We start from the raw sequence: 22,553 nt of genomic DNA, 5'->3' as shown, positions 1-22,553 counted from the left end.
GGTGATGAGGAGATGGATCGCCGTCTTCGCGGTCTTCGCACTGGCCGCGATCGTTGCTGGCTACGTCGCATTGTTTCCATTCGCATCGGAAAGTTCGGCAGCGCTGCGCCCCGCCCTCGAACGGCTGGATCAGACCGCTGCGCACGCCGTGGCGCTGGGCGGGCGCAGCATGGCGGTGATCGTGCCGCTGGCGACGGGCGCGGTGCTGGCCCTGCTGGTGGCGGTGATCGGCCGTGGCGGCGGACAGTCCGAACCGGCCCCGGCCGGCGGCATCCCCGCCCCGCGCGGCACCTCGCACCCCGGCGCATCGCGACAAGGGCGCCGACGCAAGCTGGTGCACCCCGATCCCGAACTCGTCTGGCGCCCCGAACCCGATCCGGTCGAGCCGGACATGGACCATGTGCCCGGTCTGCCGCGAGACGCCGAACTGCGAGGCAACGCCGAATGGCAGCCCGACGCGGTCAATGAAGCTGCCCCGGTCTCCGTCGATGTGAGCAGCGACGATGACGTCGCACCCGAAGACATGTCGCCCCTCCGCTATCCGCCGCTGCCATCGGTGGTGCTGGTCCGCCACCCGCGTGAACGCGGCACCGATGAGCAGACCTGGTTCGACAGCGCCAGCTGGCTGGGCGGCCTTCCCCGGCTGGGCGAACGCGCCTGGCCGCATGACGAATATGGCGCCCTGCCCTTCGCCGCGCAGATCGATCTGGCAGAATTGGCCGCCGCCTTTCCCGAAAGCCCGCTGCCGCTGTCCGGCACGCTGGCCTTCTTCCTGGGCAGCGGCGCGGTGATCGAAGTGCCGGAGGCGAACAACCCTTTCACCGCTCCGCCTGCCGACCTGCCGCCGGCGTTCGACGAGGGCGGCGAACCGCTGCCCGCCCATGCCTCACGCCTGTCGCGCCCCTATTTCCCGTTCTGGCCGGTCAGCCCAGTGGCGTCGGACGCCAGCGAAACGGCCGGGGGGGACGAGAATGCGTGGCTGGACGCGCGCGTCGCCCGGCGCCGCGAAGGCTATGCCGCGAAGGAGCCGGTCACGCGGCTGTGGTGGCACGGCGCCATGCATCTGGCCGATTGCCTGCATATCGCGCTGGACGGCGCCGACCATCAGGTGGCGAACGAGCAGGACCGCCTGCGCCATGCCCGCGCGCGCCTGGAAACCCTGGCCGAAAACCCCCACACCACGTCCGCCGACCTTGACGAGGCGCACGCGGCGCTGGCCGCCAGCGAGGCGGAAATTCCCGCGCTGGAGGGCGAACAGGCGGAACTGGGCCGGATGATAGAGGCGATGGAAGGCTTCGTTTCCGGCCGCGATCCCTGGGCGGCGCTGAGCGAGGACGAAGTGGAAGTGGTGGGCGAGGTGCTGGCCCAGGTCCATCACGATTGCGCGCGGCTGGTGCGGTTCTGCGTGCCGCAATCGCTGGAGCCGCTGGCCACCGTATCGCTGCGCGCCATGGTGACCGGCGACCTGGGCGCCTTCGGGCAAGTGCCCCCGGCAGAGCTGGACCGGATCAATTCGGCAAACCTGCTGGCGATCGGCCATCAGCATCAGCTGTTCGGCGCCGGCGCAAGCCATGCGGACCAGCCGGACGATATCCTGCTGCTGCAGCTGGGCTGCGACGATCTGGTGGAATGGAACTGGGGCGAAGGCGGCGTCTTCCAGTTCCGGATCGCACCGGAAGACCTTGCCGCCGCGCGGTGGGATCGGGTTACCCTGGCGTTCGAAGCAAGCTGACGCGCTCGGAAGTGGGCTGGCGGGCTCAGTCGCCCGCTGGCTCCTCGTCCAGCCCATCGATATCGCGCTTCACGCGCGGGTCGTTCAGCAACGCGTCGATCCGGCTTGCCTCGTCGAACGTTTCGTCCGAACGGAAGCGGATCTTGGCCGCGAACCGAAGCTTCAGCCGCTGGGCCACCTCGCGCTGGAAGAACGCGGTGTTGGTGCGCAGCGCCTTCAGCACTGCCTCCTCATCCTCACCCAGCAGCGGCTTCACATAGACCGTGGCCTGGCGCAGGTCGGGCGACATGCGCACTTCGGTGACCGACACCGAATGGCCGGACAGCGTGGCATCGTGCACCTGCTGGCGCGTGAGAATTTCGGAAATGACGTGGCGCACCTGCTCACCCACCTTGAGAAGGCGGACGGAATGCTGCTCGGGAGTGGTCTGCTGGCGGGACATGATGATCCCCATGTGGGCCACGCGCGACAATTTGCAACAATTGATTATGGCACCGTTCATCGGCGCGCTGGTTAAGGCGGGGTTCCCCCCATGCTTCAAGGAGCTGAAAGAATGCGCAAGTTCACCGCCACCCTGCTCACCGCCGCACTTCTGGTGCCTGGCCTTGCCGCGCCGGCAATGGCCCAACCGGGCCATTCGCAAAGCGGCTATCCGCAGCAGGGACACTCCACGCAGAATCACGGCCCTTCCAGGAAGCCGGCCCCTGCACCGCATCGCTTTCAGAAGGGTGAGAAGTTCGACCGCAGCCGCGCGACGAACTACCAGACGGTCGACTATCGCAAGTATCGCAACGTGAAGGCGCCGCCGCGCGGCTATCACTACGTGCGTTCGGGCAGTGACCTGCTGCTGGTCGGCATCACCAGCGGCATCGTTGCCGCCGTGACCATGAACATGTTCCACTGATCGCTCAGCGGACCTGAAATTCGAAAAAGGGCGGCGTGCTTGGCGGAACGCCGCCCTTTTTCACATCTTGGTCAGGATGCGCGCCAGCGAACGCACATTGCGCACCGTACCCCGGCAGCCCAGCCGTTTGGCGATGAACTCCCCCGTCAGCAGGCTTTCCGCGGGCGGTCGGGCATAGTCGACGAACAGGCACCGTGCGCCCAGCGCCAGACGTTCTTCCCCCAGCGTGCCGTGATCGGCCACGAGCCGGTCGAACTGGGCCTGTGTCGGCTGCTTTTCCAGCAGCATGGTGTGGACGAAGCTGTCTCCACTCTCGCCCGCGAAGGGGTTTTCCTCCACCGCCGCGCGAATTTCCTCACGCGTGCGCACGGCCACGAAGGCCTTCAGGTCGAAGCGATCGCGCATCAGGTAGGCCAGCAGATCCTCCAGCCCCTCGCTCGGCCGTTCCTCGTAATCGAACAGGACGTTGCCGCTGGAGATCACCGTTTCGGCATTCTCCAGCTCCTCACGCTCGAAAGCATAGCGCAAGTCCGCCATCGACAGGCGATCGCCGCGAACGGTCAGCGATTCGAAAAAGGCGCAGTATCGGGTCATCGGATCACCATTATCCCCACGGGCAGCAGCATCAGGCCGCCAAGAATCCAGAAGCAGCCGATCGCATCGAAAATCAGGTCACCAAGGCAACCCTTCGTCAGTGCGGCGTCCCCCGACTGCCGCTTTGCGTCCTCACCAGGTTCCGCCCCCACCATTCCCCCCATCTGGCCGTGTCGCTAACGCCAAGCGCTAAAGACGCAAAATCCGGCAAGGCAAAGAGACGCCATCGCCGAAAGACAACCGCATCCCGCGCGTTCGGTCGCCTGGTCGGTGAAGGCATTCAAGCCCGCACTCCACCATTTCGACCGCCCGGCAGGCCGACGGCCACCGCCGGGCATTCCGCCCGACGATGGCCGTCCGTCTTTCCATCCCGGCTTCCCGGATCGACGCCCGCGTGAAACAGGCATGACCCGGCAAAAACCGCGTCTTAGCCCAGCGTACGCTCGCGGTGGCTGACTTCGAAGACTTCCAGGTGGTCGCCCGCCTTGATGTCGTTCGTGTCGGCCAGCACCACGCCGCATTCCAGACCGGCGCGCACTTCGTCCACGTCATCCTTGAAGCGACGCAGCGAGGAGATCGTCGTGGCCGAAACGATGACGTCGTTGCGGGTAAGACGAGCGCTGAGGCCCTTGCGGATGAAGCCTTCGACCACCAGCAGACCGGCGGCCTTGTCGCGCTTGCCGGCCGGGAAGACCTGCTTGACCTCGGCGCGGCCGACGACGGTTTCGATCCGCTCGGGGCCCCAGATGCCGGCCATCTGCTTCGCGACCTCGGCGGTCAGCTCGTAGATGACGTCATAGTACATCATCGGCGTCTTGGTCTTCGCGATCTGCTCGCGCGCCTTGGCGTTCGGGCGGACGTTGAAGCCGACGATCGGCGCGCCCGAGGCGGAAGCCAGGGCCACGTCGGTCTCGGTGATGGCACCGACGCCCGACTGCAGGATGCGAACCTTGATCTCGTCGTTCGACAGGGCGTGGAGCGCGGTGTTGATCGCTTCCACCGAACCCTGCACGTCCGCCTTGACCACGATCGGATACTCGATGACGGTCTGCTTGGCGGCCAGGGCCGAGAACATCGTGTCGATGCTGGCGGGCGCCGTCGCGGTGCGCTTGGCGGTCGCCTGTTCCTGACGATAGGACGAAACCTCGCGGGCACGCTGCTCGCTTTCGACGACGGTCAGCTTGTCACCGGCCATCGGCACGCCGCCGATACCCAGCACTTCCACCGGCATCGACGGCGGCGCCGCCTTCACCTGGCGGCCCTTGTCGTCCAGCATGGCGCGCACGCGGCCGCTTTCGGTGCCGACGACCAGGATGTCGCCCACCTTCAGGGTGCCGCGGTTGACCAGGACGGTCGCCAGCGGGCCCTTGCCCTTGTCGAGCTTGGCTTCGATCACGGTCGCCTCGGCCTCGCGGTCGGGGTTGGCGCGCAGTTCCATCAGTTCGGCCTGGAGCAGGATCTTCTCGATCAGCTCGTCCAGACCGGCACCGGTCTTGGCCGAAACTTCCACGTCCTGCACGTCGCCCGACATCGCCTCGACGACGATCTCGTGCTCAAGCAGACGCTCGCGAACGCGCTGGGCGTTGGCTTCGTGCTTGTCGATCTTGTTGATCGCCACGATCATCGGCACGCCGGCGGCCTTGGTGTGATTGATGGCCTCGATCGTCTGCGGCATGATGCCGTCGTCGGCGGCGACCACCAGGATCACGATGTCGGTCACGTTGGCACCGCGCATACGCATCTGCGTGAAGGCGGCGTGGCCCGGCGTATCGAGGAAGGTGACGAGATCGCCGCCCTTCGTCTTGATCTGGTACGCGCCCATGTGCTGCGTGATACCGCCGGCTTCGCCCTTCACCACGTCGGTGCCGCGCAGGGCATCGAGCAGCGAGGTCTTGCCGTGGTCGACGTGGCCCATGATGGCGACGACCGGGGGACGCGGCTTCAGCGTTTCGGGTGCATCGACGTCGGTCGAGGTATCGATGTCGACATCGCTTTCCGACACGCGCTGGATGTTGTGGCCGAATTCGGTGACGAGCAGTTCCGCGGTATCCTGGTCGATCGTCTGGTTGACGGTGACCATCATGCCCATCTTGAACATCGCCTTCACCAGGTCGGCGCCCTTTTCGGCCATGCGGTTCGCCAGTTCCTGCACGGTGATCGCCTCGGGGACGACCACGTCGCGGACCTGCTTCTCACGCTGCTGCGACTGGCCGCCGAAGTGGGCACGACGTTCCTTCTCGCGAGCGCGCTTCAGCGCGGCGAGCGAACGGGCGCGTGCGCCCTCGTCGTCGTTCAGCGCACGGTTGACCGTGAGCTTGCCCGACTGGCGACGATCGCCGCCCTTGCGGTCGCGATCGGCATTGGGACGCGCCGGCGGCGGCGCCGCGCTCTTCTTCAAACCGGCCGGAGCCTTGGGGGCGCTGGACGAAGCGGTGGCAGCACCGGTGGTGGTGTTGCCGGCGGCGGCTTCCGGACGGCGCACCGGCTCGGGGCGCTGAACCGGGGTGAAGCGGCGCGGCGCAGGGGCCGGCGCGGCAACAGCCGGAGCAGCAGCGGCGGGAGCCTTGGCGACCGGTGCGGCAGCCGGTTCCGCAGCAGCAGGCTCGGCCGCGACGGGCGCGGCAGCCGGAGCAGCTTCGGGTTCGGCGGCAGGCGCCGAAGCAGGCGCCTGTGCCGAAGCGGGGGCCTGTGCCGGAGCGGGTTCGGCCTCGACCTGCACGCTGGCAGCTTCCTCGGCCGCGCGGGCCTTGGCAGCTTCCTCTTCGGCCCGCTTGCTTTCCTGGGCACGATTGTCTTCGGCGCGGCGCTTTTCGTCCTCGATCGCGCGCAGCTTCTCTTCCTGCTCGCGACGGTTGGCTTCCTCAAGCGCGGCGAAGCGGGCAGCCTCAGCCTCGCGCTGAAGGCGGGCAACGCGCTCCTGCGGGGTTTCGCCGGGGATGATCGTCGGCTTGGGCGGCGGCGGCGCAGCCCTCTGCGGCGCGGGCGCGGCGGCCTGCGGTGCAGGCGCGGCAGCCTGCGGCGCCGGAGCGGCCTGCTCGTGCGCGCCTTCGGCGCCTTCGGACCCGGGCTTGCCGATCAGCTTCTTACGCTTCACCTCGACCACCACCTTGTTGGTGCGGCCGTGGCTGAAGGTCTGCTTGACCTCACCCGTCTCCACCGAGCGCTTCAGCCCAAGCGGCTTGCGGCCCAGGGTCGGTTTGTTGTCGGTCTCGCTCATATCTCTCGTTTTGCCCTTCGGTCTCAATTCGTCGTCGCGGGCGCGGCAGCAGGTGCCGGCCCGTCGCGATCATCCATACCACCCCCGGCCTGATCGGCGTGGGGTTGCCCCTGGAAATGCAGGAGGCGCTGCAACTGCGCCGCGACTCGGTTGGCCGAGCCGCGATCGTTGAGCGCCAGGTGAACGACGTTGTCGCGGCCCAATGCCACAGACAGCGTCTCCCGGTCCAGTGGCAAGCGTGTGCCCTTGAGACCGCTTCCTTCCGCCTCGCTCCCGACTCTCCAGGCCTGGTCGAGCTTGCGCGAGCCGTCTTCGCTCGCATCGGCGGAATGGGCAAGCCACGTGACCCGGCCCTCACGCGCGTTCTGCGCTATGCGGTCCGAGCCCATGAGCAACCTGCCCGATTTCAGTTCGAGGCCCAGCCGGTCGGTCAGCGCGCGAATCAGCGCCTGTTCGATCCTGTCTGCCAGGTCTTCGGGAATGGTAAGTTGTGCGCCCTTATAGGCGCGCGCCATCGCTCCCTTTAATTTGCCCTTCACCAGGGCATTTTCAAGGGTCTCGCGTGAAACGCCGATCCACGCGCCGCGCCCGGGGGCACGCGCGTGGACGTCGGGAAGGACCAATCCGTCCGGCGAGATCGCCAGACGGATGAAGTCTTCACGCGCACCGACCTTGCCGGAGAGGATGCAGGTCCTCTCCGGGCCGGAGCCGTCGATGTCGGAGCTTACGCGCTCATTGCGAGGATTCCGCATCGGCGGCCTCCTCAGCTTGATGGCCTGCTTCCGGTTCGTCTTCGAACCAGTGGGCACGGGCGGCCATGATGATCTCGTTGCCCTGTTCTTCGTTCAGGCCGTATTCGCCAAGCACGCCGCCCTTGTCCTCGTCGCGGGCGCGCTTGTTGACCGAACCGTCGCGGCGGCGCTGTTCGGTGCGCTTCTTGGCGATCAGCTCGTCGGTGGCAAGGTCCGCCAGATCGTCGAGCGTCTTGATGCCCGCCTTGCCGAGCACGACCAGCATGGCTTCGGTCAGGTGCGGCAGGTCGGCCAGCGCGTCCTCGACGCCCAGTCCGCGGCGTTCCTCGCGGCTCGCCTCCTCGCGGCGCTCAAGCGCTTCCTGGGCGCGGCTCTGGAGTTCTTCACCCAGTTCCTCGTCGAAGCCTTCGATCGCGGCCAGTTCGGCCAGATCGATGTAGGCCACTTCCTCCAGCTCGCTGAAGCCTTCGGCCACCAGCAGCTGCGAAAGCGTCTCGTCGACGTCCAGCTCTTCCTCGAACATCTTCGAGCGCTCGGTGAATTCCTTCTGGCGCTTCTCCGAAGCCTCGGCCTCGGTCATGATGTCGATCTGCGAGCCGGTCAGCTGCGAGGCAAGGCGCACGTTCTGGCCGCGGCGGCCGATCGCCAGCGACAGCTGGTCATCGGGCACCACGACTTCGATGCGGCTCTCTTCCTCGTCGATGACGACGCGGCTGACGGTCGCGGGCTGCAGCGCGTTGACCACGAAGGTCGCGGTGTCGTCGCTCCAGGGGATGATGTCGATCTTCTCGCCCTGCATTTCCTGCACGACGGCCTGAACGCGGCTGCCCTTCATGCCGACGCAGGCGCCGACCGGGTCGATCGAGTGATCGTGGCTGATCACGCCGATCTTCGCACGCGAACCCGGATCGCGGGCAGCGGCCTTGATCTCGATCACGCCGTCGTAGATTTCGGGCACTTCCTGCGCGAACAGCTTCTTCATGAAGTCCGGATGGGCGCGGGAAAGGAAGATCTGCGGGCCGCGGTTCTGGCGCTCGACACGCAGGACCAGCGCACGCACGCGCTCGCCGACGCGGGCGGCTTCGCGGGGGATCTGCTGGTCACGGCGGATCACGCCCTCGGCGCGGCCGAGGTTGACGATCACGTGGCCGAATTCGACCGACTTGATCACGCCGGTGATGATCTCACCCACGCGGTCCTTGAATTCTTCGTACTGGCGGTCACGCTCGGCATCGCGGACCTTCTGGAAGATCACCTGCTTGGCCGACTGCGCATCGATGCGGCCGAGGTCCACCGGGGGCAGCGGGTCGACGATGAAGTCGCCGATCGCGGCGCCCTTCTGCAGCTTTTCGGCCTGCTTGAGATCAACCTGCTTGAAGTAGTCCTCGACATGCTCGACCACCTCGACGACGCGCCACAGGCGCAGGTCGCCGGTCCGCGGATCGAGCTTCGCGCGAATGTCGTTCTCGGCGCCGTAACGGTTACGGGCCGACTTCTGGATGGCTTCCTCCATCGCCTCGATGACGATCGACTTGTCGATCATCTTCTCCGAAGCGACGGAATTCGCGATTGCAAGCAGCTCGGCGCGGTTGGCGGAAATCGCACTGGCCATGGCTTAGTCTTCCTGTTCCTCGACGATCTCGTCGGCCCCGCTGACATCCAGCGGGCGGGTTGCGGCGATCAGCTTGTCCGTGAGGACCAGCCTTGCGGAATGAATGTCGCCGAGCGGGAAAGTCACCCGGCCGGACTTCTTGTCATCGACGGTGACCTGGTCGCCATCGATACCGACGAGTTCGCCGGTCAGACCCTTGCGATTGCCGTCAACCGGCGCGGTCAGGTTCACCTTGACCTCGTGCCCGGCCCAGTTGGCATAGTCCTTCGGGCGGGTAAGCGGACGATCGATGCCGGGCGAGCTGACTTCGAGGCGATAGGCCTCCTCGATCAGCGTTTCACCGGCTTCTTCCAGCGCATCCATACGGTCGGAAATGCGGTGCGACAGCTTCACGCACTCTTCGATCACGAGCTGACCCGTTGCCGGATTCTCGGCCATGATCTGCAAGGCGATCTCATCGTCGCCCACTTCGCTCTTGCCGAAAACCCGCACGCGCACGAGATCGAAGCCGAGGGCGTTGACCTCCGGTTCGATGACTTCAGTAAGGCGTGCGATGTCGGCCAAGCCGTGTTCTCCGTATCGATTCGTTCTGTGCAACCGGCCACCAGGGCAACGCAGTTTCGCGCCGGCCCCTTCCGGCGCCAGCCCGAACCTTGTTTCACCAATGTCGGGATGAGGCGCAGATAAGCGCATTGCCGGAAAAAGGCAAGGGGTCCCGCGCGAGAGTTCGATGGTGCTCGAACCGCCTGCCGCACGAATATGCATGACGACGAATATTTGGTCTGTTGCTCTACCGAACGCTCGCAGGAGAGTCCTTTTATCCGGACTGACGTCCGGAAGCGGCACCAGCCCACTCCCCCACCCGACCACCCATCAGGATACACTCGTGGGCGGTCGGGTGGGGGAGTGGGCTGGTGCCGCAAGCCTTCGACGGATGTCGAAGGCGCACCCGACAAAGACTCGGGCTGGTGCCGCAGGTGCGGGCGTAAGCCCGCACCGCACCGGGCGTGAGCCCGACAAAAAACAGTGCAGGCCGGGCGGGATAGTGTGGGGGGGGTGGGGCCCACCCGGCCTGCGTTCGACAGCGGAGGGAGTGCCGCCGAACCTCGTCGTCGGTGATGCGAACGGACCGATCAGGCAGGCTGGGCTTGTGCCGTCCCCGCGATCAGTCCGGCATGGCGCATGCTTGCAACGCTGCGCCCGCCGATCACCAGATGGTCGAACAATTCGAGGTCTACCGCCCGGCACACCGCCGCCAGTTGCCTGGTCGCGAGCACATCGGCCCTGCTGGGCCGGTGGCTGCCGGAAGGATGGTTATGCGCAAGCACGATGCCCACCGCGTCACGCTCCAGCGCGCGCTGCACGAGCATCCGGTAACTACCGCTGATCGAATCGACGCCGCCGGCGATGCACACCGCCTCTCCGGCAAGTCGACCGTCGCGGTCGAAGGGCAGTTCCACCAGGATCTCGCGGCCAAGACGGCCCAGCTGGATTACCAGTGTCTCGAGAAGCTGGCGCGAAAGGGGTCTGACCCGGCAGTATCCCGGGACCAATCCTGCCAGGAGCGATCGCTGCCATGGCGACGCTGCCGGCGGAGGTGGAGTATCGTCCCGAAGATCAACGCCAGCAGCGCAAAGGCCGTGGGCGTCCCACGCATCACTGCGTAGACCAGCGGCGGAATGCCCAGGTCCGCCCATCGCGCAAAGTGTGCGCTCAGGCTCAGCAGTTGCAGGGAGGTTGCCCATAGCGGCCAGATCCTCAAAGCCTGGAGAGCAAGCCAGCCGAAGCCGACGGTGCCCACGAAATCGGTCAGCAACGAGAAGGGATCGACCCGTCTGAAACCACTGGGAAGGACGACTTCGGCCAGGGCTTCGATGCCGAGCATGGCCAGGATCACGACGGCGCCCCACCTTTCGGGGGCACCGCCCTTCCACAACGCCAGCCCGACCGAGACGACCAGGAGCAGGAAGAACACCACCTGTTCGGTATTGATCACGCCTGCTCCCTCCATCGGGTTCATGCGGCGATGGCCGCCTCCGCCGTCGCCGGTTCATCGGCCACGCGAGCCTGATCGGGGCAACGGATCGGAATGTCCATAGTCTCGGCAACCTTGGTCAGGTCGCGGTGCGCCTTCACCAGTTCGAGGCGGGCGTCCATCAGCGTGCGCTGCACGTTGGCGACGCGGGCCATCGGCTGGTGCACCAGGCGGGCGGCTTCTTCGGTGGCGACGCGGGCGCGGGCGATTTCCGCCAGCAGTTCGCCTGCCTTGGCCAGCAGTTCGTCCATGTCGTCTTCCACCGAACGGATGCTACGGGTGATGCGCAGGCCGGCAATTTCTGGTGTCATCGCTTCGATTCCCTGTTGCGCCCCGATCTGCGGGATGCGCTGAGTGCGGACCGAAGGCTTCGCAGCGATGAACCGGACCGGCGCGCCGCTAGATCAAACGCCCCAGGGCATCGGCGATGGACAATGCTGCAGCCAGTGTCAGCGCCATCATCAATGCCAGGGCGATCACTGCGACCAAGCGCCCGGCACGGCCGAACTTCGCATCGAAAGCCTCCAGGCCTGCCATTGCCGACGGTCGCATCTCCGCCCATTCCGAATGCCCGACCAGGGGGCGTGCATCCGAGAGAACGAAGACCGGATCGACCGGCAGGTCCTGATCGACTTCTTCCGTCGGCTCGGCCCGATCGTCGACACGGGAAAACTCATATGGGGGTTTGCCACATAGCTCCACCAGCCGCCCGTAGAGGCGCGCGGTGTCCTTGCGGTTGATCGTGCCCCACTTGTCGCGCACCGCGGTGATGCGCTGATCCACGGTATTCGGGGCGATCGCCAGCTCTCGCGCGATCTCCTTGGTCGTGCGATGCAGCACAAGACGGTCGAGAACCTCGACTTGCTTGTCGGTCAGGCTGTCCAGCATGGCCCTGGCCTGTGCAATGTCGGTCACGTGATACACGCCGGCCCTCTAAAACAACATGCGGGTCACGACTATAGCAAACCAGCCCGCTGTGCGAGCAGCCCCTTAAGCAAAATTTCTTGGCAAATTGAAGCCGAGAGCAACGAACTGTCGACATTCACGGCATTTGGGGTCCGGCATTTTCAGGACGATATTTCGAATCGATCGCCCCAAGATTTCTGAGCAAACGATTGCGTAGCCCGAAAAGCGATCCATTTCGCATCATCACCCCGGCGCGAATCACCGCGCCGACTCTTCCGGAACCTGATCCGCAGACAGCCGATGCCGCTTCATCGCATGGCGCAGCTGGTCATAACTCAAGCCCAAGGCGGCGGCAGCACGGCGCTGGTTCCAGCGATGGCATTCCAGCGCCTCCATCATCAGCCGGCGCTCGAACCCATCCACCGCCGCGCGCAAGCTGCCACCCGCCAGCGCATCACCGAAGCCTGCAGCCTCTCGCACCGGCGCGGGAGCAACCGCCACCGGCTCCGCAGGCACGGGTACAGGCATGGGCGCCGCCTTGACCGCAGGGGCCTTACGCCAGGGATAGTCGAACGGATCGAACACGATTCGCCCGATCGGCTCCTCGGCGAATCCCCAGCGATAGACCGCGCGCTCCACCACATTGCGCAATTCGCGCACATTGCCCGGCCAGTCGTGCGCCTCCAGCGCGGCCATCGCCTCCGCCGAAAAACCCGGCCAGCGATCCCATTCCAGCTCGGTCGCCATGCGCCGGCCATAATAGTCGGCCAGTTCGAACACGTCCCCTTCCCGCGCGCGCAGGGGCGGCAGGTTGATCACCTCGAAGCTGAGCCGATCCAGCAGGTCGGCACGGAAGGCGCCTTCCTCCACCATGCACGGCAGGTCGGCATTGGTGGCGCCGACGATGCGCACGTCCACCTGCACCGGGCGCGAGGCACCGATCCGCGCCACTTCGCCATATTCGATCACGCGCAGCAGCCGCTCCTGCGCGGCCATCGACAGGGTGCCGAGTTCGTCAAGGAACAGCGTGCCGCGATCGGCCTCCTCGAACCGCCCCGCCCGTGCCCGCACCGCCCCGGTGAACGCCCCCGCCTCGTGCCCGAACAGTTCGGCCTCGATCAGCGTCTCGGGCAGTGCCGCGCAATTGAGCGTGATCAGCGGCTCCCCCCAACGCGGCGAGAGATGGTGCAGGCGCTGCGCGATCAGTTCCTTGCCGGTGCCGCGCTCCCCGATGACCAGCACCGGGCGGCGCACGGCGGCAGCACGGCTTGCCCGCTCCACCGCGTCAAGAAAGGGACTCGATTGCCCGATGAACTGGACTTCGCGCTCCATTCCCAAATATTAGCAGAATTTCCCATTCATTGGCAATTCATATTTCGACGGTGTTTTCCCCAAACCGCTGAAATCGCGCAATTCCGCCGTTTGTGCAATTTGGCACACCCCTTGCGAAGCATTGGTCAATCACACCGATGACCAACCGAAGGACCGATGCCATGCCGTTCCATGAAGCTCCCGCAGCCAACAGCGCCTCCGGCCTCTCCGCCGGCGGCGCCCCGGTTCGCAGCAAGCTCGACTGGGCGATCCTCATCAGCATCCTGGCAATGGGCTCGCTGAACCTGGTGGCGATGAGCGACCAGTTCGCGACCAAGGCCTATGCCGCCGCCCCCGTCTGCACGGGAGCGCATCTGCAATGAGCAGGCTCGACGCGGAGATCGAAATTCTCCAGACTTCGGCTAACGGCACCGGCCAGGGCTTCGCAGGCCGCGCCCGCCCCTTCGATCCGTCCACCCTGGGCTTCGAAGGCGCGGCGCGCCCCCGCCAGTTCTCCAGCTTCGGTACGGCCAGCACCAAAGGATTTTCCACGATGGGTATCTTCTCCCGCACCCGCGACATCATCGCCGCCAACTTCAACGACATGCTCGACAAGGCCGAAGACCCGGCCAAGATGATCCGCCTGATCATCCTGGAGATGGAAGAGACGCTGGTGGAAGTGCGCACCAGCAGCGCGCGGACCATTGCGGACCAGAAGGAACTGCGCCGCCACGTCGGCAAGCTGGACAAGCTGCAGGCCGACTGGGGCGACAAGGCCCAGCTGGCGCTCAGCAAGAACCGCGAGGATCTGGCCCGCGCCGCGCTTCTGGAAAAGAAGAAGGCCGCCGACATGGGCGAGCAGCTGAACGCCGAGATCTTCGTGCTGGACGATGCGCTGCGCGCGTATGAAGAGGACATCGAAAAGCTGCAGAGCCGCCTGCGCGAAGCCCGCAGCCGCCAGTCCTCCATCGCCGCCCGCTTGCAGAGCGCCGAAAATCGCGTCAAACTGCGCACCTTGCTGTCGAACGAGCGGGTGGACGAGGCGCTGGTGCGCTTCGAACAGCTCGAACGCCGCGTCGACTATGCGGAAGGCCGTGCCGAGGCGATGAGCCTGGCCGACAAGCGCCAGCCGACGCTCGCCGAAGAGATCGCCGCTCTGGCCGATGGCGACACGATCGAGGCCGAACTTGCCGAGATGAAGCGCGCGATGGGCTCCACCGCCCCCGCAGCGGCCCCGGCAACCAAGACCCCGGAAGGCGACCAGTTCTGATCCAGTCGGCGCGCGCCTGGCCTCCCGGCATGCGCGCGCCGCCCGGCCCCTGACAAGGGGCGTGTGACCGGGAGCGGAGGCATTCGCCTCCAACAGTTTCAGGGGAAGGAAACGACAGTGTCACGCGGACATTTCTATCTCGACAAGTCGAACGCCAAGATCAAAGGCGTCTGCGCGGGGATTGCCGACTATACCGGGATCGACGCGCTGTGGGTCCGCCTTGCCGCGGTCCTGCTGACGTTCTTCGGCCTCGCCGGCTTCACCATCGTCGCTTACATCCTGATCGCCTGGCTGGTGGATGACAAGCCGATGTACCTCTATTCCGAAGAGGAAGAGGATCGCCTGCTGCGCCGCATGGAACAGCGCCGGGTGCGTCACAGCCGTGGGCTGGACCGGGGCCTGAACCTGGGCGGCTTCGGCACCGATCGCCGCTCAAGCCGCCTGCGTTCCGACATTTCGGACATCGACCGCCGCGTCGCCGAGATGGAAGAACACTACAGGAGCAGCAGCACCTCGCGCCTCGCCGCCGAAATCGACAGCCTGCGCTGATCGCCGAAGAACCGGGACAAGACATCATGGACAACGGCTCTATCGCCCTCCTCATCCCGCTGGCCCCGTTCATCGTCGGCGGCATCGCGATCTGGACGCGCCACCAGCACAAGATGGCCGAACTGCAGATCAAGGCCACCGCCGAGAAGGCCGCGCAATACGCGACCAACGCGCGTGAGCTGGAAGAACGCGTCCGCGTGCTGGAACGCATCATCACCGATGGCGGATATGACACCGCGCTCCAGATCGAGGCCCTGCGCGATGTCCGCATGGGTGATCAGCGCGCGGTGGAAGAACCCGCGACGGAGAAGGAAACCCGCCAGTGAGCTTCGGAGATGTCATGGGCCTTGCCGCCGTGATGGGCGCGATGATCGCCATCGTCGCGATCCTGGCCGGCGTCTACAAGCGCCGCCTCGCCTATCTGGAGCGCAAGCTGGAACTGACCGCCGGCATCGCCGCGAAAACCGCCGCCGAAAAGGCCGCGCAGTACGCGACGCACAATGCCGAGATGGAAAACCGCCTGCGCGCGCTGGAAACCATCGTCACCGACGGTGCATGGGATACCGCGCGCCAGATCGAAACGCTGCGCGATGACCCCCGCGCGAACTGATCCGAAGGACGTCTGCACATGGCCCTCGACTTCGTCATGATCGAAGCACTCGCCCCCATCATCGTTTCCGCCACGGCCGTCGTCACGGTCGGCTACGTGGTCAACAACTGGCTGCGCATGCGCAACGGCTATCCGCTGGAGAATTCCTGGGGCAAGGCCATCTATCCCAAGGACAATGGCGAGGCGCAGGCCCGCGTCCAGCTGCTGACGCAGGAAAACGCCCAGCTCCGCGCAGAAGTGGGCGCGATCAAGGACCGGCTTGCCAGCGTCGAACGGATTGTCACCGACCAGGGTTATGATGTAGCCCGCCAGATCGAAGGCCTGCGGGAAGCCCGACATGAGGCCCGGCACGAGGTAACGCAATGAGCTTCTGGACTGCCATCGTCGTCATGTTCGCGATCGCCTGCGGCGTCTGGCTGCGCGCGCAGAAGCTGCGCGGCGAGAAGCTGGGCTTCGACGGCGAAGGCTTCGGCAGCCGCGAGCACGAGCTTGAGGCGGAAGTGGAGAAACTGCGCCAGCGCATCGCCGTGCTGGAACGCATCGCCACCGACGACAAGCGCGGCACCGAACTCGCCCGCCAGATCGAGGCGCTGCGCGACTGATCCGGCGCCCGCACGGCCCCTTCCTCCGCACCGCCCCCCTTTTTTTCGCTATCCGCCCATCGCCAAACACCCCGTCGCCCCCGCGCAGGCGGGGGCCCCGCTGTTCTTTGCGATGCAGCAGGAAGAAAGCGGGATCCCCGCCCGCGCGGGGATGACGAAGGGGGTGGCGCGCCGTCGCCCACTTGGACCGGTGCCGTGATCCGGCAAGCTCCCCAGCTGCTCCGCCCTACTCGCCGTCGCCGCGATTTTGCATTACCTTCCGTGCCTGGAGAGGAAGAACGTGCCGGCATCGAACCGCGCACGTTCGGCTGGGCAAAGGCGGGCCATGGGCATACGGGCACGGGTAGAAGTCGGGCCAATGCGTAAGTTGGTCGTCCTGGGCGGCGCGCTGGCGCTGAGCCTTATCGCCGCCTTCACCTTCCCCGGCGCCGCCGCACTTGGGGCTCCTCATGGCGAGGATATCGCCACGCTGCGCAATGTCAGCAGCCTGCTGTTCGGCATTCTGGCGGGCTTCTTCGTCGCCTTCCTGCTCAACCGCTTCACCGCGATCCGCTCTCTGCTTTCGCGCGAGAGTTCGATGCTGATGGAACTCTACCGGCTATCGCAACCGTTCGGCCCGGAGTTCGCAGCCCGAACCACCGAACTGATCGACACCTACCTGATCGATCGCTTCGACGGGGCCAACTACTTCAGCTTCACCATGCGCGGCCGCGATTCCCTGTTCGGCCTGTTCGACAATCTGGACACGCTACCGCCGCTGACTTCGCAGAACCTGACGTCGATGCATCGCAACTTCGTGGCGACGCTGCGCGAAACGATCGCCCTGCGGCGCGAAACCATCGTCACTGGAACGATCACCGTCAGCCTGCTGCAATGGCTGCCACTGCTGCTGCTGGCGACGATCCTGATCACCAGCATCTTCGCGCTGAAATCGGACACCGCGCTGTCCTCGTTCCTCAGCGGGATGCTGGTCTTCACGATCTTCACCGTGCTCTACGTGATCAAGGACCTGAGCGACCTCAATCTCGGCGGCGAATTCCTGAAGTTCGAAACGATCGAGCGCGTGTTCGATTTCATGGGCCGCCCGCGATACTACCCCCTCTGCCACGTTCGCGAAGGATTGGTGCCACCGGGCGTCGAGCGGTTCCGGCTGGGCATGGGCAAAGGGCGGATCTATTCGGCCCACATCATCGAAGTCTCCCGCGAGCAGGCACTGCGACACGCACGCGGCATTCAAGAGGCGTAGACCATCACCTTGGCGAGAATGGCGAATTTGCGGGGAAGCGAATAGGCTACTTCCAGCGCCGACATGACAAGGGAAGACGTTGACGCAGGACTGCGTGCCGAGCATCCTGAATAAATGAAAAAATGGGTCATCTTAACTATTTTCTTAGCAAGCTCGGCGACGGGACAAGTTCCAACCGATCCCACTTTGTCCAATCTGACATATAGGCTTGAATACGCGACCCGAGATGCTGACGCGCACCACGACTGTCCTTCCCAACGGGGAAAGCGTTATGCAGCAGATTTCCAGCAGCGTTATGGGAAGCGAATACAGCACCTAAAGGCGGTGCATTTCGCCCGGACAGGTCCTGACCCAGACTTCGTTATCTTGAGCGACTGCCGAAAGTTTTTGGGATCAGTATCGGAGCGAGATGAGCGTCATCGGCAGGCTATGGACGCCTTCGACCCAACATTGCGCGCGTTGGAACATGAGTTTGGCGGTTAACTGAGGATTGCTGGTGGCCGCTTTCGAGCGACGGCACCATCCGATCTAACCACTAAAATGCGGTTCCCTCCAGACCAGCGGCTTCCCGTTTTCCTACTGCAGTCCACGCGCGTAAATTGGCCTGCATGACGGATGCCCAGCCTTTCCGCCCCACCCGAGACAGGTGTCACCTTGCAATGACACAAGGTGACACTGCGCGCTGCAAGGTGACACTTTCACGCTCGAAACCGTCACCTTGCATGCACAAGGTGACAGGTTTTTCGCCTGTACCGTGTCAACTGTGTCAAGCGCCGCTTCAGCGGGCCGGTACGCGGGTTTCCAGTTCTGCCAGCCACACCGCCGCGCTGGCGTCGGACGGCGCGCGCCAGTCGCCGCGCGGGCTGAGCGCGCCGCCGGAGGAGACCTTCGGCCCGTTCGGCACGGCGGATCGCTTGAACTGGCTGAAGGCGAAGAAGCGGCGCAGGAACTTCTCCAACCACGAACGGATCGTGGCCAGATCGTATTCGTTCTTGCGGTCTTCGGGAAAGCCCGCCGGCCAGTTGCCCGCCGCCGCATCGCGCCAGGCATGGAGTGCAAGGAAGGCGACTTTCGAGGGCTTCTGCCCGAAGCGCATGACGTGATGGAGGAAGAAGTCGTTCAACTCGTAAGGCCCGATCTTCGCCTCGGTGCTCTGGATCGCGCCGTCCGCTCCGGCGGGCACGAGTTCGGGCGAGATCTCGGTGCCGAGGATGGCCAGCAGCACCTCTTCGGTTTCGGCGCCGAACTGGTCGGTCGTGGCGCACCAGCGGATCAGGTACTGAATCAGCGTCTTGGGAACGCCGGCATTGACCGTGTAGTGGCTCATCTGGTCGCCAACGCCATAAGTGCACCAGCCGAGCGCCAGTTCGGAAAGGTCGCCGGTGCCGATCACGAAGCCGTCGTGCTGGTTGGCAAGGCGGAACAGGTAATCGGTGCGCAGGCCCGCCTGCACGTTTTCGAAGGTCACGTCGTAGACCGGCTCACCATTCGAGAAGGCGTGGCCGATGTCGTTGAGCATCGTCGTCGCGGTGGGGCGAATGTCGATCTCTTCGGCGGTGATGCCCACCGCCTTCATCAGCGTCCAGGCGTTGGACTTGGTGCCGTCGCTGGTGGCGAAACCGGGCATCGTGTAGCCGCGAATGAAAGTGCGCGGCAGGCCCAGCCGGTCGCAGGCGCGCGCGGCGACGATCAGGGCGTGGGTCGAATCGAGCCCGCCCGAGATGCCGATCACCATCGACTTGGCACCCGTCGCCTCGATCCGGCGCATCAGGCCATCGACCTGGATGTTGAACGCCTCGTAACAGTCGGCATCCAGCTTGTCGGCGCGCGAGGGGACGAAGGGGAAGCGCGAGACCGGGCGGATCAGGCCGATGTCGCCGCCCGCTGGCGCATGGCGGAACGGCACGGTGCGGAAAGTCTCGTCGGGCCGACCCGCCACTTCCGCCGCATCGTTGAACGTGGGCACGCGCATGCGGTCCATCATGATGCGGTCGACATCGACGTCGGCAATGCACAGTTCGGCTTCCAGCGAGAAGCGTTCGCTCTCCGCCAGCAGGTCGCCCAGTTCGTAGACGATGCCCTGCCCGTCCCACGCCAGGTCGGTCGTGCTCTCGCCGTGGCCGGCCGCCGAATAGATGTAAGCCGCCGTCGCGCGGGCGGACTGCGAGCGGCAGAGCAAGTGCCGCTCGTCCGACTTGCCGATCACGATGTTGGAGGCGGAGAGGTTGCACAGGATCGTCGCCCCGGCCAGCGCGCCCAGCGAACTTGGCGGAGTGGCGGCCCAGATATCCTCGCAGATCTCGATGGCGAAACGGAAGTTCGGCAGCACTTCCGACGCGAAGACGAGATCGACGCCGAACGGCACGTCCTGCCCGTTCACGCGGATGGACTGACCCTTGATCGTCTTGCCGCTGGCGAACCAGCGCTTTTCGTAGAACTCGCGGTAGTTGGGCAGGTAGGACTTGGGCACGACGCCCAGCAGCCGCCCATGCGCGATGGCGAGCGCGCAGTTGTAAAGCCGCCCCTTGCGGGACAGCGCCGCGCCGACCAGCAGCACCGGAGAGAGGTCCGCGCTGGCCCGCACGATCTCCGCCACGGCAGCCTCCACCGCCTCGATCATCGCGCCTTGCAGGTGCAGATCGTCGATCGCGTAGGAAGAGATGCACAGTTCGGGGAAGACCAGCAGGTCCACATGCGCCTCATGCGCGCGCTGCGCCTCTGCCAGCACGGCATCGCGGTTGAAGGCGACATCGGCGGTGCGAACCTTGGGCGTGGAGGTGGCGACGCGCACGAAGCCGTGTTCGTGCATGGAATAAAAGGGATGTGCACTCATGGGCAAATCCCTGACAGGAACGGAAGCGAGAGGCAACTTCCCCTTGCCCTCCCCCGCGTCGCGCTTAAATGGCAGGTCATGCGCAGCCTCGACGACATCCGCGAAGAATACGAGTTTTCCGAAGGCGATGAACGCTATCGCCTGCTGATCGGCCTGGGCGCCGAACTCGATCCGATGCCCGACGCGCTGAAGACGGACGCCACCAAGGTGCGCGGCTGCTCGGCCAGCGTCTGGGTCTATCCCATGGCGCGCGATGACGGCACGCTGCACTTCCTGGCGGACAGCAACGCGGCGATCACCAAGGGCATCGTCTCGCTGGTGATCTCCGCCGTGCAGGACAAGGCCGCCGCCGAAGTGGCGGAGACGGACATCGCCGCCGCGCTGGAGCCGTTCGACCTGAAGAACCAGCTCTCATCCAACCGGACGCAAGGCGTGCCGAACATGATCGCACTTATCCGCGAGACGGCCGCCCGCTACGCCACGCAGCAGCCGTGAAGCACCTCAGCCGCCACGCATGGATGGCGGCGGGGCTGTTCTTCGTGGCGCTGGGCACGATCGGCATCTTCCTGCCGGTGATGCCGACGGTTGTGTTCTACCTCGCGGCCGCATGGTGCTTCGGCAAGAGCCATCCGGAATGGGCGGAACGACTCTATAACCACCCCACCCACGGCCGGCATTTGCGCGATTGGCGCGATCGGCGCGCGATCAGCCGCAAGGGCAAAGTCTCCGCGATTCTGGCGATGAGCGCATCGGTGCCGTTCACCTGGTTCACGGTGGGCTGGCCCTGGGTGCTGATCCCGGCAGGCGTGCTGCTGGTGGTGGGGCCGTGGATCTGGACGCGCGCGGAATAGCCGCCGCGATCAGATCGATTCGCGCAAGCTGACGACACCGCTCTCGCGCTGCTGGCGCAGTTCGCGCCGCAGCACCGCCGGATCGCGCGCGACCAGAAAGCCGAAGCTGACGCCGCCCTCGCGCCCCAGCGTCGCATGATGCAGCCGATGCGCCTGCACCAGCCGCTTCGCATAGCCCCGCCGCGGCACCCAGGTGAAGTAGCGCTGGTGGACCAGCCCGTCATGGATCAGCGTGTAGATCATGCCGTAGACCAGCACGCCAAGACCCATCCACGTGCCCGGTGCCCATGCAGCCTGCCCCATGATCATCGACGAGCCGACCGCGAACAACGCGATGCTCAGAGCCGCCCCGAACAAGGCGAAGCGATCGTTCTTTTCCAGCAGCTTGTCGTGCGGTTCGTGATGGTCGCGGTGCCAGGACCAGGCAAAACCATGCATGATGTACTTGTGGCTCGCCCAGGCCACACCTTCCATCGCCGCGACGGTGGCGAGCACGATCAGAATGGCGGGCAATGCGGACATGGCGCGACTCTAGCCGCCGGAACGGCACTTGTCAGCGGCTACCGTTCTTTTTGCATCTGCGAAGGTTCTGCCGACGACAGGCAAAAAAATGGCCGGTCGCGAGGACCGGCCTTTGAAAAGTTTGGGAGAGGATGCCTGAAAGGCCCGTTCCTTTTGCGTCATGTTGCGCCGCAACACAAATGAGCAGAACGAATGGGGTGTTGCAAAAACTACAACCAACTACCCCGCGCTTCCTGCAACTGCACCTTTTCCACCCTTCGCCGTTGAAACAGGCAACGAATCTCAAGGATGAACAGCCCGCAGCGGCCAATCGAAATAAGGAAAGCAGCCACGTCCCCATGCCGGAAACGCGGCTACGCCTGCATTCTTCTACCTTCAGGCACCCTCTCCCTCGGGTCGCATGGCAATCCTACTCAAAAGCCCCTGCGACACTTAGTTACAAATGCCGACAGCACTGTGACCTTTCAGTCGTCTGGCGTTCAGGTTCACCCTTATAAATCTGAATGCACGGGACAAGCCCCGGAAAGACAAGACGAAAAGAAGGAAGTTCCCATGCGCAAGATCGCCCGCTTCATCGCCCCCGCCCTGGTCGCCACGCTGGGCATTTCGGCCATCGCCCCCGGCATTGCCGAAGCTGCCGCGCCCCACCGCGAAGCCGCCCGCATCACCCCCAACCGCGAAGCGTCGATCCGTGCCGACATCGCCGGTCTGCGCGGCCAGATCGATCGCGCCGCCGCCCGCCGCACGATCAGCCCGCGCGAAGCCGACGGTCTGCGTCGCGATGCTGCCGATATCCAGCGCATGCACACCGCCTATGCCCGTGGCGGCCTGAACACCCGAGAGATGCAGACGCTCCAAACCCGCATCGACAGGGTCCACTTCGCCCTGCGGGCCGAGCGTAACGACCGTAACGGTCATCGCGGTTAAAGCTCGTTTGAAAATTCGCTGAAGGCGAATTTTGCGGTACCGGCCCACTCCCCCACCCGACCACCCATCAGGGTACACTC

The 22,553-nt window shown here is 65.2% G+C and carries 26 protein-coding genes; 13 read left to right on the top strand and 13 right to left on the bottom strand.

The features are described 5' to 3' along the window. Positions 1 to 4 precede the first annotated feature (4 nt). Positions 5 to 1,732 carry a DUF1963 domain-containing protein gene (locus WBP06_RS01150; RefSeq protein ID WP_395331019.1) on the top strand — a complete coding sequence of 576 codons (1,728 nt, stop codon included), beginning with the start codon at positions 5 to 7 and terminating at the stop codon, positions 1,730 to 1,732. A 25-nt stretch (positions 1,733 to 1,757) separates the two neighbouring features. On the opposite strand, the gene rbfA is transcribed toward WBP06_RS01150, so the two are convergent. Beyond that, on the bottom strand, positions 1,758 to 2,174 hold the full coding sequence (gene rbfA / locus WBP06_RS01145; RefSeq protein ID WP_395331017.1) for a 30S ribosome-binding factor RbfA: 417 nt from the start codon (positions 2,172 to 2,174) through the stop codon (positions 1,758 to 1,760). A 111-nt stretch (positions 2,175 to 2,285) separates the two neighbouring features. Between rbfA and WBP06_RS01140 the strand changes: the two genes are divergently transcribed. Further along, the gene (locus tag WBP06_RS01140) at positions 2,286 to 2,636 is read left to right on the top strand and encodes an RcnB family protein (protein ID WP_395331015.1); all 351 of its coding nucleotides are present in this window, start codon (positions 2,286 to 2,288) and stop codon (positions 2,634 to 2,636) included. Positions 2,637 to 2,696: 60 nt separating this feature from the next. Here the strand turns inward: WBP06_RS01140 and WBP06_RS01135 are convergent, their stop codons facing one another. The 10 genes from WBP06_RS01135 to pspF all read right to left on the bottom strand — a co-directional run bounded on the left by WBP06_RS01135 (position 2,697) and on the right by pspF (position 13,084). Then, positions 2,697 to 3,230 (bottom strand): DUF1697 domain-containing protein, encoded by a 534-nt coding sequence (locus WBP06_RS01135; protein ID WP_395331013.1) that lies wholly within the window; start codon positions 3,228 to 3,230, stop codon positions 2,697 to 2,699. Positions 3,231 to 3,657: 427 nt separating this feature from the next. After that, complete coding sequence (infB, locus tag WBP06_RS01130) at positions 3,658 to 6,447, bottom strand: translation initiation factor IF-2 (protein WP_395331011.1); 2,790 nt, start codon at positions 6,445 to 6,447, stop codon at positions 3,658 to 3,660. Between the two features lie 23 nt (positions 6,448 to 6,470). Beyond that, positions 6,471 to 7,199 carry a DUF448 domain-containing protein gene (locus WBP06_RS01125; protein ID WP_395331009.1) on the bottom strand — a complete coding sequence of 243 codons (729 nt, stop codon included), beginning with the start codon at positions 7,197 to 7,199 and terminating at the stop codon, positions 6,471 to 6,473. Next, entirely contained in the window at positions 7,180 to 8,811 is a 1,632-nt protein-coding gene (nusA, locus tag WBP06_RS01120; RefSeq protein ID WP_395331007.1) for a transcription termination factor NusA, read from the bottom strand. The genes WBP06_RS01125 and nusA overlap by 20 nt, the downstream gene beginning before the upstream one ends. A 3-nt stretch (positions 8,812 to 8,814) precedes the next feature. After that, positions 8,815 to 9,375, bottom strand: coding sequence for a ribosome maturation protein RimP (gene rimP / locus WBP06_RS01115; protein ID WP_395331005.1), 561 nt, complete (start codon positions 9,373 to 9,375; stop codon positions 8,815 to 8,817). A gap of 569 nt (positions 9,376 to 9,944) precedes the next feature. After that, on the bottom strand, positions 9,945 to 10,271 hold the full coding sequence (locus WBP06_RS01110; RefSeq protein WP_395331003.1) for a JAB domain-containing protein: 327 nt from the start codon (positions 10,269 to 10,271) through the stop codon (positions 9,945 to 9,947). A gap of 32 nt (positions 10,272 to 10,303) precedes the next feature. Beyond that, entirely contained in the window at positions 10,304 to 10,831 is a 528-nt protein-coding gene (locus WBP06_RS01105; protein ID WP_395331001.1) for a hypothetical protein, read from the bottom strand. Continuing rightward, positions 10,828 to 11,157, bottom strand: a complete 330-nt coding sequence (locus WBP06_RS01100) for a hypothetical protein (RefSeq protein ID WP_395330999.1) — start codon at positions 11,155 to 11,157, stop codon at positions 10,828 to 10,830. The genes WBP06_RS01105 and WBP06_RS01100 overlap by 4 nt, the downstream gene beginning before the upstream one ends. 88 nt (positions 11,158 to 11,245) lie before the next feature. Beyond that, complete coding sequence (locus tag WBP06_RS01095; RefSeq protein WP_395330997.1) at positions 11,246 to 11,734, bottom strand: LuxR C-terminal-related transcriptional regulator; 489 nt, start codon at positions 11,732 to 11,734, stop codon at positions 11,246 to 11,248. A 276-nt stretch (positions 11,735 to 12,010) separates the two neighbouring features. Next, complete coding sequence (pspF, locus tag WBP06_RS01090) at positions 12,011 to 13,084, bottom strand: phage shock protein operon transcriptional activator (RefSeq protein WP_395330995.1); 1,074 nt, start codon at positions 13,082 to 13,084, stop codon at positions 12,011 to 12,013. 161 nt (positions 13,085 to 13,245) lie between these two features. Between pspF and WBP06_RS01085 the strand changes: the two genes are divergently transcribed. The 8 genes from WBP06_RS01085 (at position 13,246) to WBP06_RS01050 (ending at position 17,340) form a co-directional block, all read left to right on the top strand. Then, positions 13,246 to 13,446, top strand: a complete 201-nt coding sequence (locus WBP06_RS01085; protein ID WP_395330993.1) for a hypothetical protein — start codon at positions 13,246 to 13,248, stop codon at positions 13,444 to 13,446. Next, positions 13,443 to 14,333: a phage shock protein PspA gene (pspA, locus tag WBP06_RS01080; RefSeq protein WP_395330991.1), complete on the top strand. Its 891-nt coding sequence runs from the start codon at positions 13,443 to 13,445 to the stop codon at positions 14,331 to 14,333. Before WBP06_RS01085 ends, pspA begins: the two co-directional genes overlap by 4 nt. 117 nt (positions 14,334 to 14,450) lie before the next feature. Next, on the top strand, positions 14,451 to 14,882 hold the full coding sequence (locus WBP06_RS01075) for a PspC domain-containing protein (RefSeq protein WP_395330988.1): 432 nt from the start codon (positions 14,451 to 14,453) through the stop codon (positions 14,880 to 14,882). 26 nt (positions 14,883 to 14,908) lie between these two features. Continuing rightward, positions 14,909 to 15,208 carry a hypothetical protein gene (locus WBP06_RS01070; RefSeq protein ID WP_395330986.1) on the top strand — a complete coding sequence of 100 codons (300 nt, stop codon included), beginning with the start codon at positions 14,909 to 14,911 and terminating at the stop codon, positions 15,206 to 15,208. Next, positions 15,205 to 15,492 carry a hypothetical protein gene (locus tag WBP06_RS01065; protein WP_395330984.1) on the top strand — a complete coding sequence of 96 codons (288 nt, stop codon included), beginning with the start codon at positions 15,205 to 15,207 and terminating at the stop codon, positions 15,490 to 15,492. Before WBP06_RS01070 ends, WBP06_RS01065 begins: the two co-directional genes overlap by 4 nt. Before the next feature lie 18 nt (positions 15,493 to 15,510). Continuing rightward, on the top strand, positions 15,511 to 15,858 hold the full coding sequence (locus WBP06_RS01060) for a hypothetical protein (RefSeq protein WP_395330982.1): 348 nt from the start codon (positions 15,511 to 15,513) through the stop codon (positions 15,856 to 15,858). Continuing rightward, complete coding sequence (locus WBP06_RS01055; RefSeq protein WP_395330980.1) at positions 15,855 to 16,094, top strand: hypothetical protein; 240 nt, start codon at positions 15,855 to 15,857, stop codon at positions 16,092 to 16,094. Before WBP06_RS01060 ends, WBP06_RS01055 begins: the two co-directional genes overlap by 4 nt. 358 nt (positions 16,095 to 16,452) lie before the next feature. Beyond that, entirely contained in the window at positions 16,453 to 17,340 is an 888-nt protein-coding gene (locus WBP06_RS01050) for a hypothetical protein (protein WP_395330978.1), read from the top strand. A 778-nt stretch (positions 17,341 to 18,118) separates the two neighbouring features. Here WBP06_RS01050 and WBP06_RS01045 read toward each other — a convergent pair. Then, positions 18,119 to 20,173, bottom strand: coding sequence for an NAD(+) synthase (locus WBP06_RS01045; protein ID WP_395330976.1), 2,055 nt, complete (start codon positions 20,171 to 20,173; stop codon positions 18,119 to 18,121). A gap of 78 nt (positions 20,174 to 20,251) precedes the next feature. On the opposite strand from WBP06_RS01045, the gene WBP06_RS01040 reads away from it, so the two are divergent. Beyond that, positions 20,252 to 20,668, top strand: coding sequence for a SufE family protein (locus WBP06_RS01040; protein ID WP_395330974.1), 417 nt, complete (start codon positions 20,252 to 20,254; stop codon positions 20,666 to 20,668). After that, positions 20,665 to 21,024 (top strand): YbaN family protein, encoded by a 360-nt coding sequence (locus WBP06_RS01035; protein ID WP_395330972.1) that lies wholly within the window; start codon positions 20,665 to 20,667, stop codon positions 21,022 to 21,024. The genes WBP06_RS01040 and WBP06_RS01035 overlap by 4 nt, the downstream gene beginning before the upstream one ends. Positions 21,025 to 21,033: 9 nt before the next feature. Here WBP06_RS01035 and WBP06_RS01030 read toward each other — a convergent pair whose 3' ends face one another. Further along, positions 21,034 to 21,546: a sterol desaturase family protein gene (locus WBP06_RS01030; RefSeq protein WP_395330969.1), complete on the bottom strand. Its 513-nt coding sequence runs from the start codon at positions 21,544 to 21,546 to the stop codon at positions 21,034 to 21,036. Positions 21,547 to 22,098: 552 nt separating this feature from the next. Between WBP06_RS01030 and WBP06_RS01025 the strand changes: the two genes are divergently transcribed. Beyond that, positions 22,099 to 22,473 carry a hypothetical protein gene (locus WBP06_RS01025; protein ID WP_395330967.1) on the top strand — a complete coding sequence of 125 codons (375 nt, stop codon included), beginning with the start codon at positions 22,099 to 22,101 and terminating at the stop codon, positions 22,471 to 22,473. Positions 22,474 to 22,553: the final 80 nt, after the last annotated feature.

Origin of the sequence: Novosphingobium mississippiense, from assembly GCF_044029535.1 — a bacterium.
GTDB lineage: Bacteria > Pseudomonadota > Alphaproteobacteria > Sphingomonadales > Sphingomonadaceae > Novosphingobium.
This window is presented reverse-complemented; position numbering and strand designations above follow the sequence as displayed.

Coding starts and splice junctions, on each gene's coding strand:
- WBP06_RS01150 (WP_395331019.1), top strand. CDS start 5: ATGAGGAGATGGATCGCCGTCTTCGCGGTCTTCGCACTGGCCGCGATC.
- rbfA (WP_395331017.1), bottom strand. CDS start 2,174: ATGTCCCGCCAGCAGACCACTCCCGAGCAGCATTCCGTCCGCCTTCTC.
- WBP06_RS01140 (WP_395331015.1), top strand. CDS start 2,286: ATGCGCAAGTTCACCGCCACCCTGCTCACCGCCGCACTTCTGGTGCCT.
- WBP06_RS01135 (WP_395331013.1), bottom strand. CDS start 3,230: ATGACCCGATACTGCGCCTTTTTCGAATCGCTGACCGTTCGCGGCGAT.
- infB (WP_395331011.1), bottom strand. CDS start 6,447: ATGAGCGAGACCGACAACAAACCGACCCTGGGCCGCAAGCCGCTTGGG.
- WBP06_RS01125 (WP_395331009.1), bottom strand. CDS start 7,199: ATGCGGAATCCTCGCAATGAGCGCGTAAGCTCCGACATCGACGGCTCC.
- nusA (WP_395331007.1), bottom strand. CDS start 8,811: ATGGCCAGTGCGATTTCCGCCAACCGCGCCGAGCTGCTTGCAATCGCG.
- WBP06_RS01105 (WP_395331001.1), bottom strand. CDS start 10,831: ATGAACCCGATGGAGGGAGCAGGCGTGATCAATACCGAACAGGTGGTG.
- WBP06_RS01100 (WP_395330999.1), bottom strand. CDS start 11,157: ATGACACCAGAAATTGCCGGCCTGCGCATCACCCGTAGCATCCGTTCG.
- WBP06_RS01095 (WP_395330997.1), bottom strand. CDS start 11,734: ATGCTGGACAGCCTGACCGACAAGCAAGTCGAGGTTCTCGACCGTCTT.
- pspF (WP_395330995.1), bottom strand. CDS start 13,084: ATGGAGCGCGAAGTCCAGTTCATCGGGCAATCGAGTCCCTTTCTTGAC.
- WBP06_RS01085 (WP_395330993.1), top strand. CDS start 13,246: ATGCCGTTCCATGAAGCTCCCGCAGCCAACAGCGCCTCCGGCCTCTCC.
- pspA (WP_395330991.1), top strand. CDS start 13,443: ATGAGCAGGCTCGACGCGGAGATCGAAATTCTCCAGACTTCGGCTAAC.
- WBP06_RS01070 (WP_395330986.1), top strand. CDS start 14,909: ATGGACAACGGCTCTATCGCCCTCCTCATCCCGCTGGCCCCGTTCATC.
- WBP06_RS01060 (WP_395330982.1), top strand. CDS start 15,511: ATGGCCCTCGACTTCGTCATGATCGAAGCACTCGCCCCCATCATCGTT.
- WBP06_RS01055 (WP_395330980.1), top strand. CDS start 15,855: ATGAGCTTCTGGACTGCCATCGTCGTCATGTTCGCGATCGCCTGCGGC.
- WBP06_RS01050 (WP_395330978.1), top strand. CDS start 16,453: ATGCGTAAGTTGGTCGTCCTGGGCGGCGCGCTGGCGCTGAGCCTTATC.
- WBP06_RS01045 (WP_395330976.1), bottom strand. CDS start 20,173: ATGAGTGCACATCCCTTTTATTCCATGCACGAACACGGCTTCGTGCGC.
- WBP06_RS01040 (WP_395330974.1), top strand. CDS start 20,252: ATGCGCAGCCTCGACGACATCCGCGAAGAATACGAGTTTTCCGAAGGC.
- WBP06_RS01030 (WP_395330969.1), bottom strand. CDS start 21,546: ATGTCCGCATTGCCCGCCATTCTGATCGTGCTCGCCACCGTCGCGGCG.
- WBP06_RS01025 (WP_395330967.1), top strand. CDS start 22,099: ATGCGCAAGATCGCCCGCTTCATCGCCCCCGCCCTGGTCGCCACGCTG.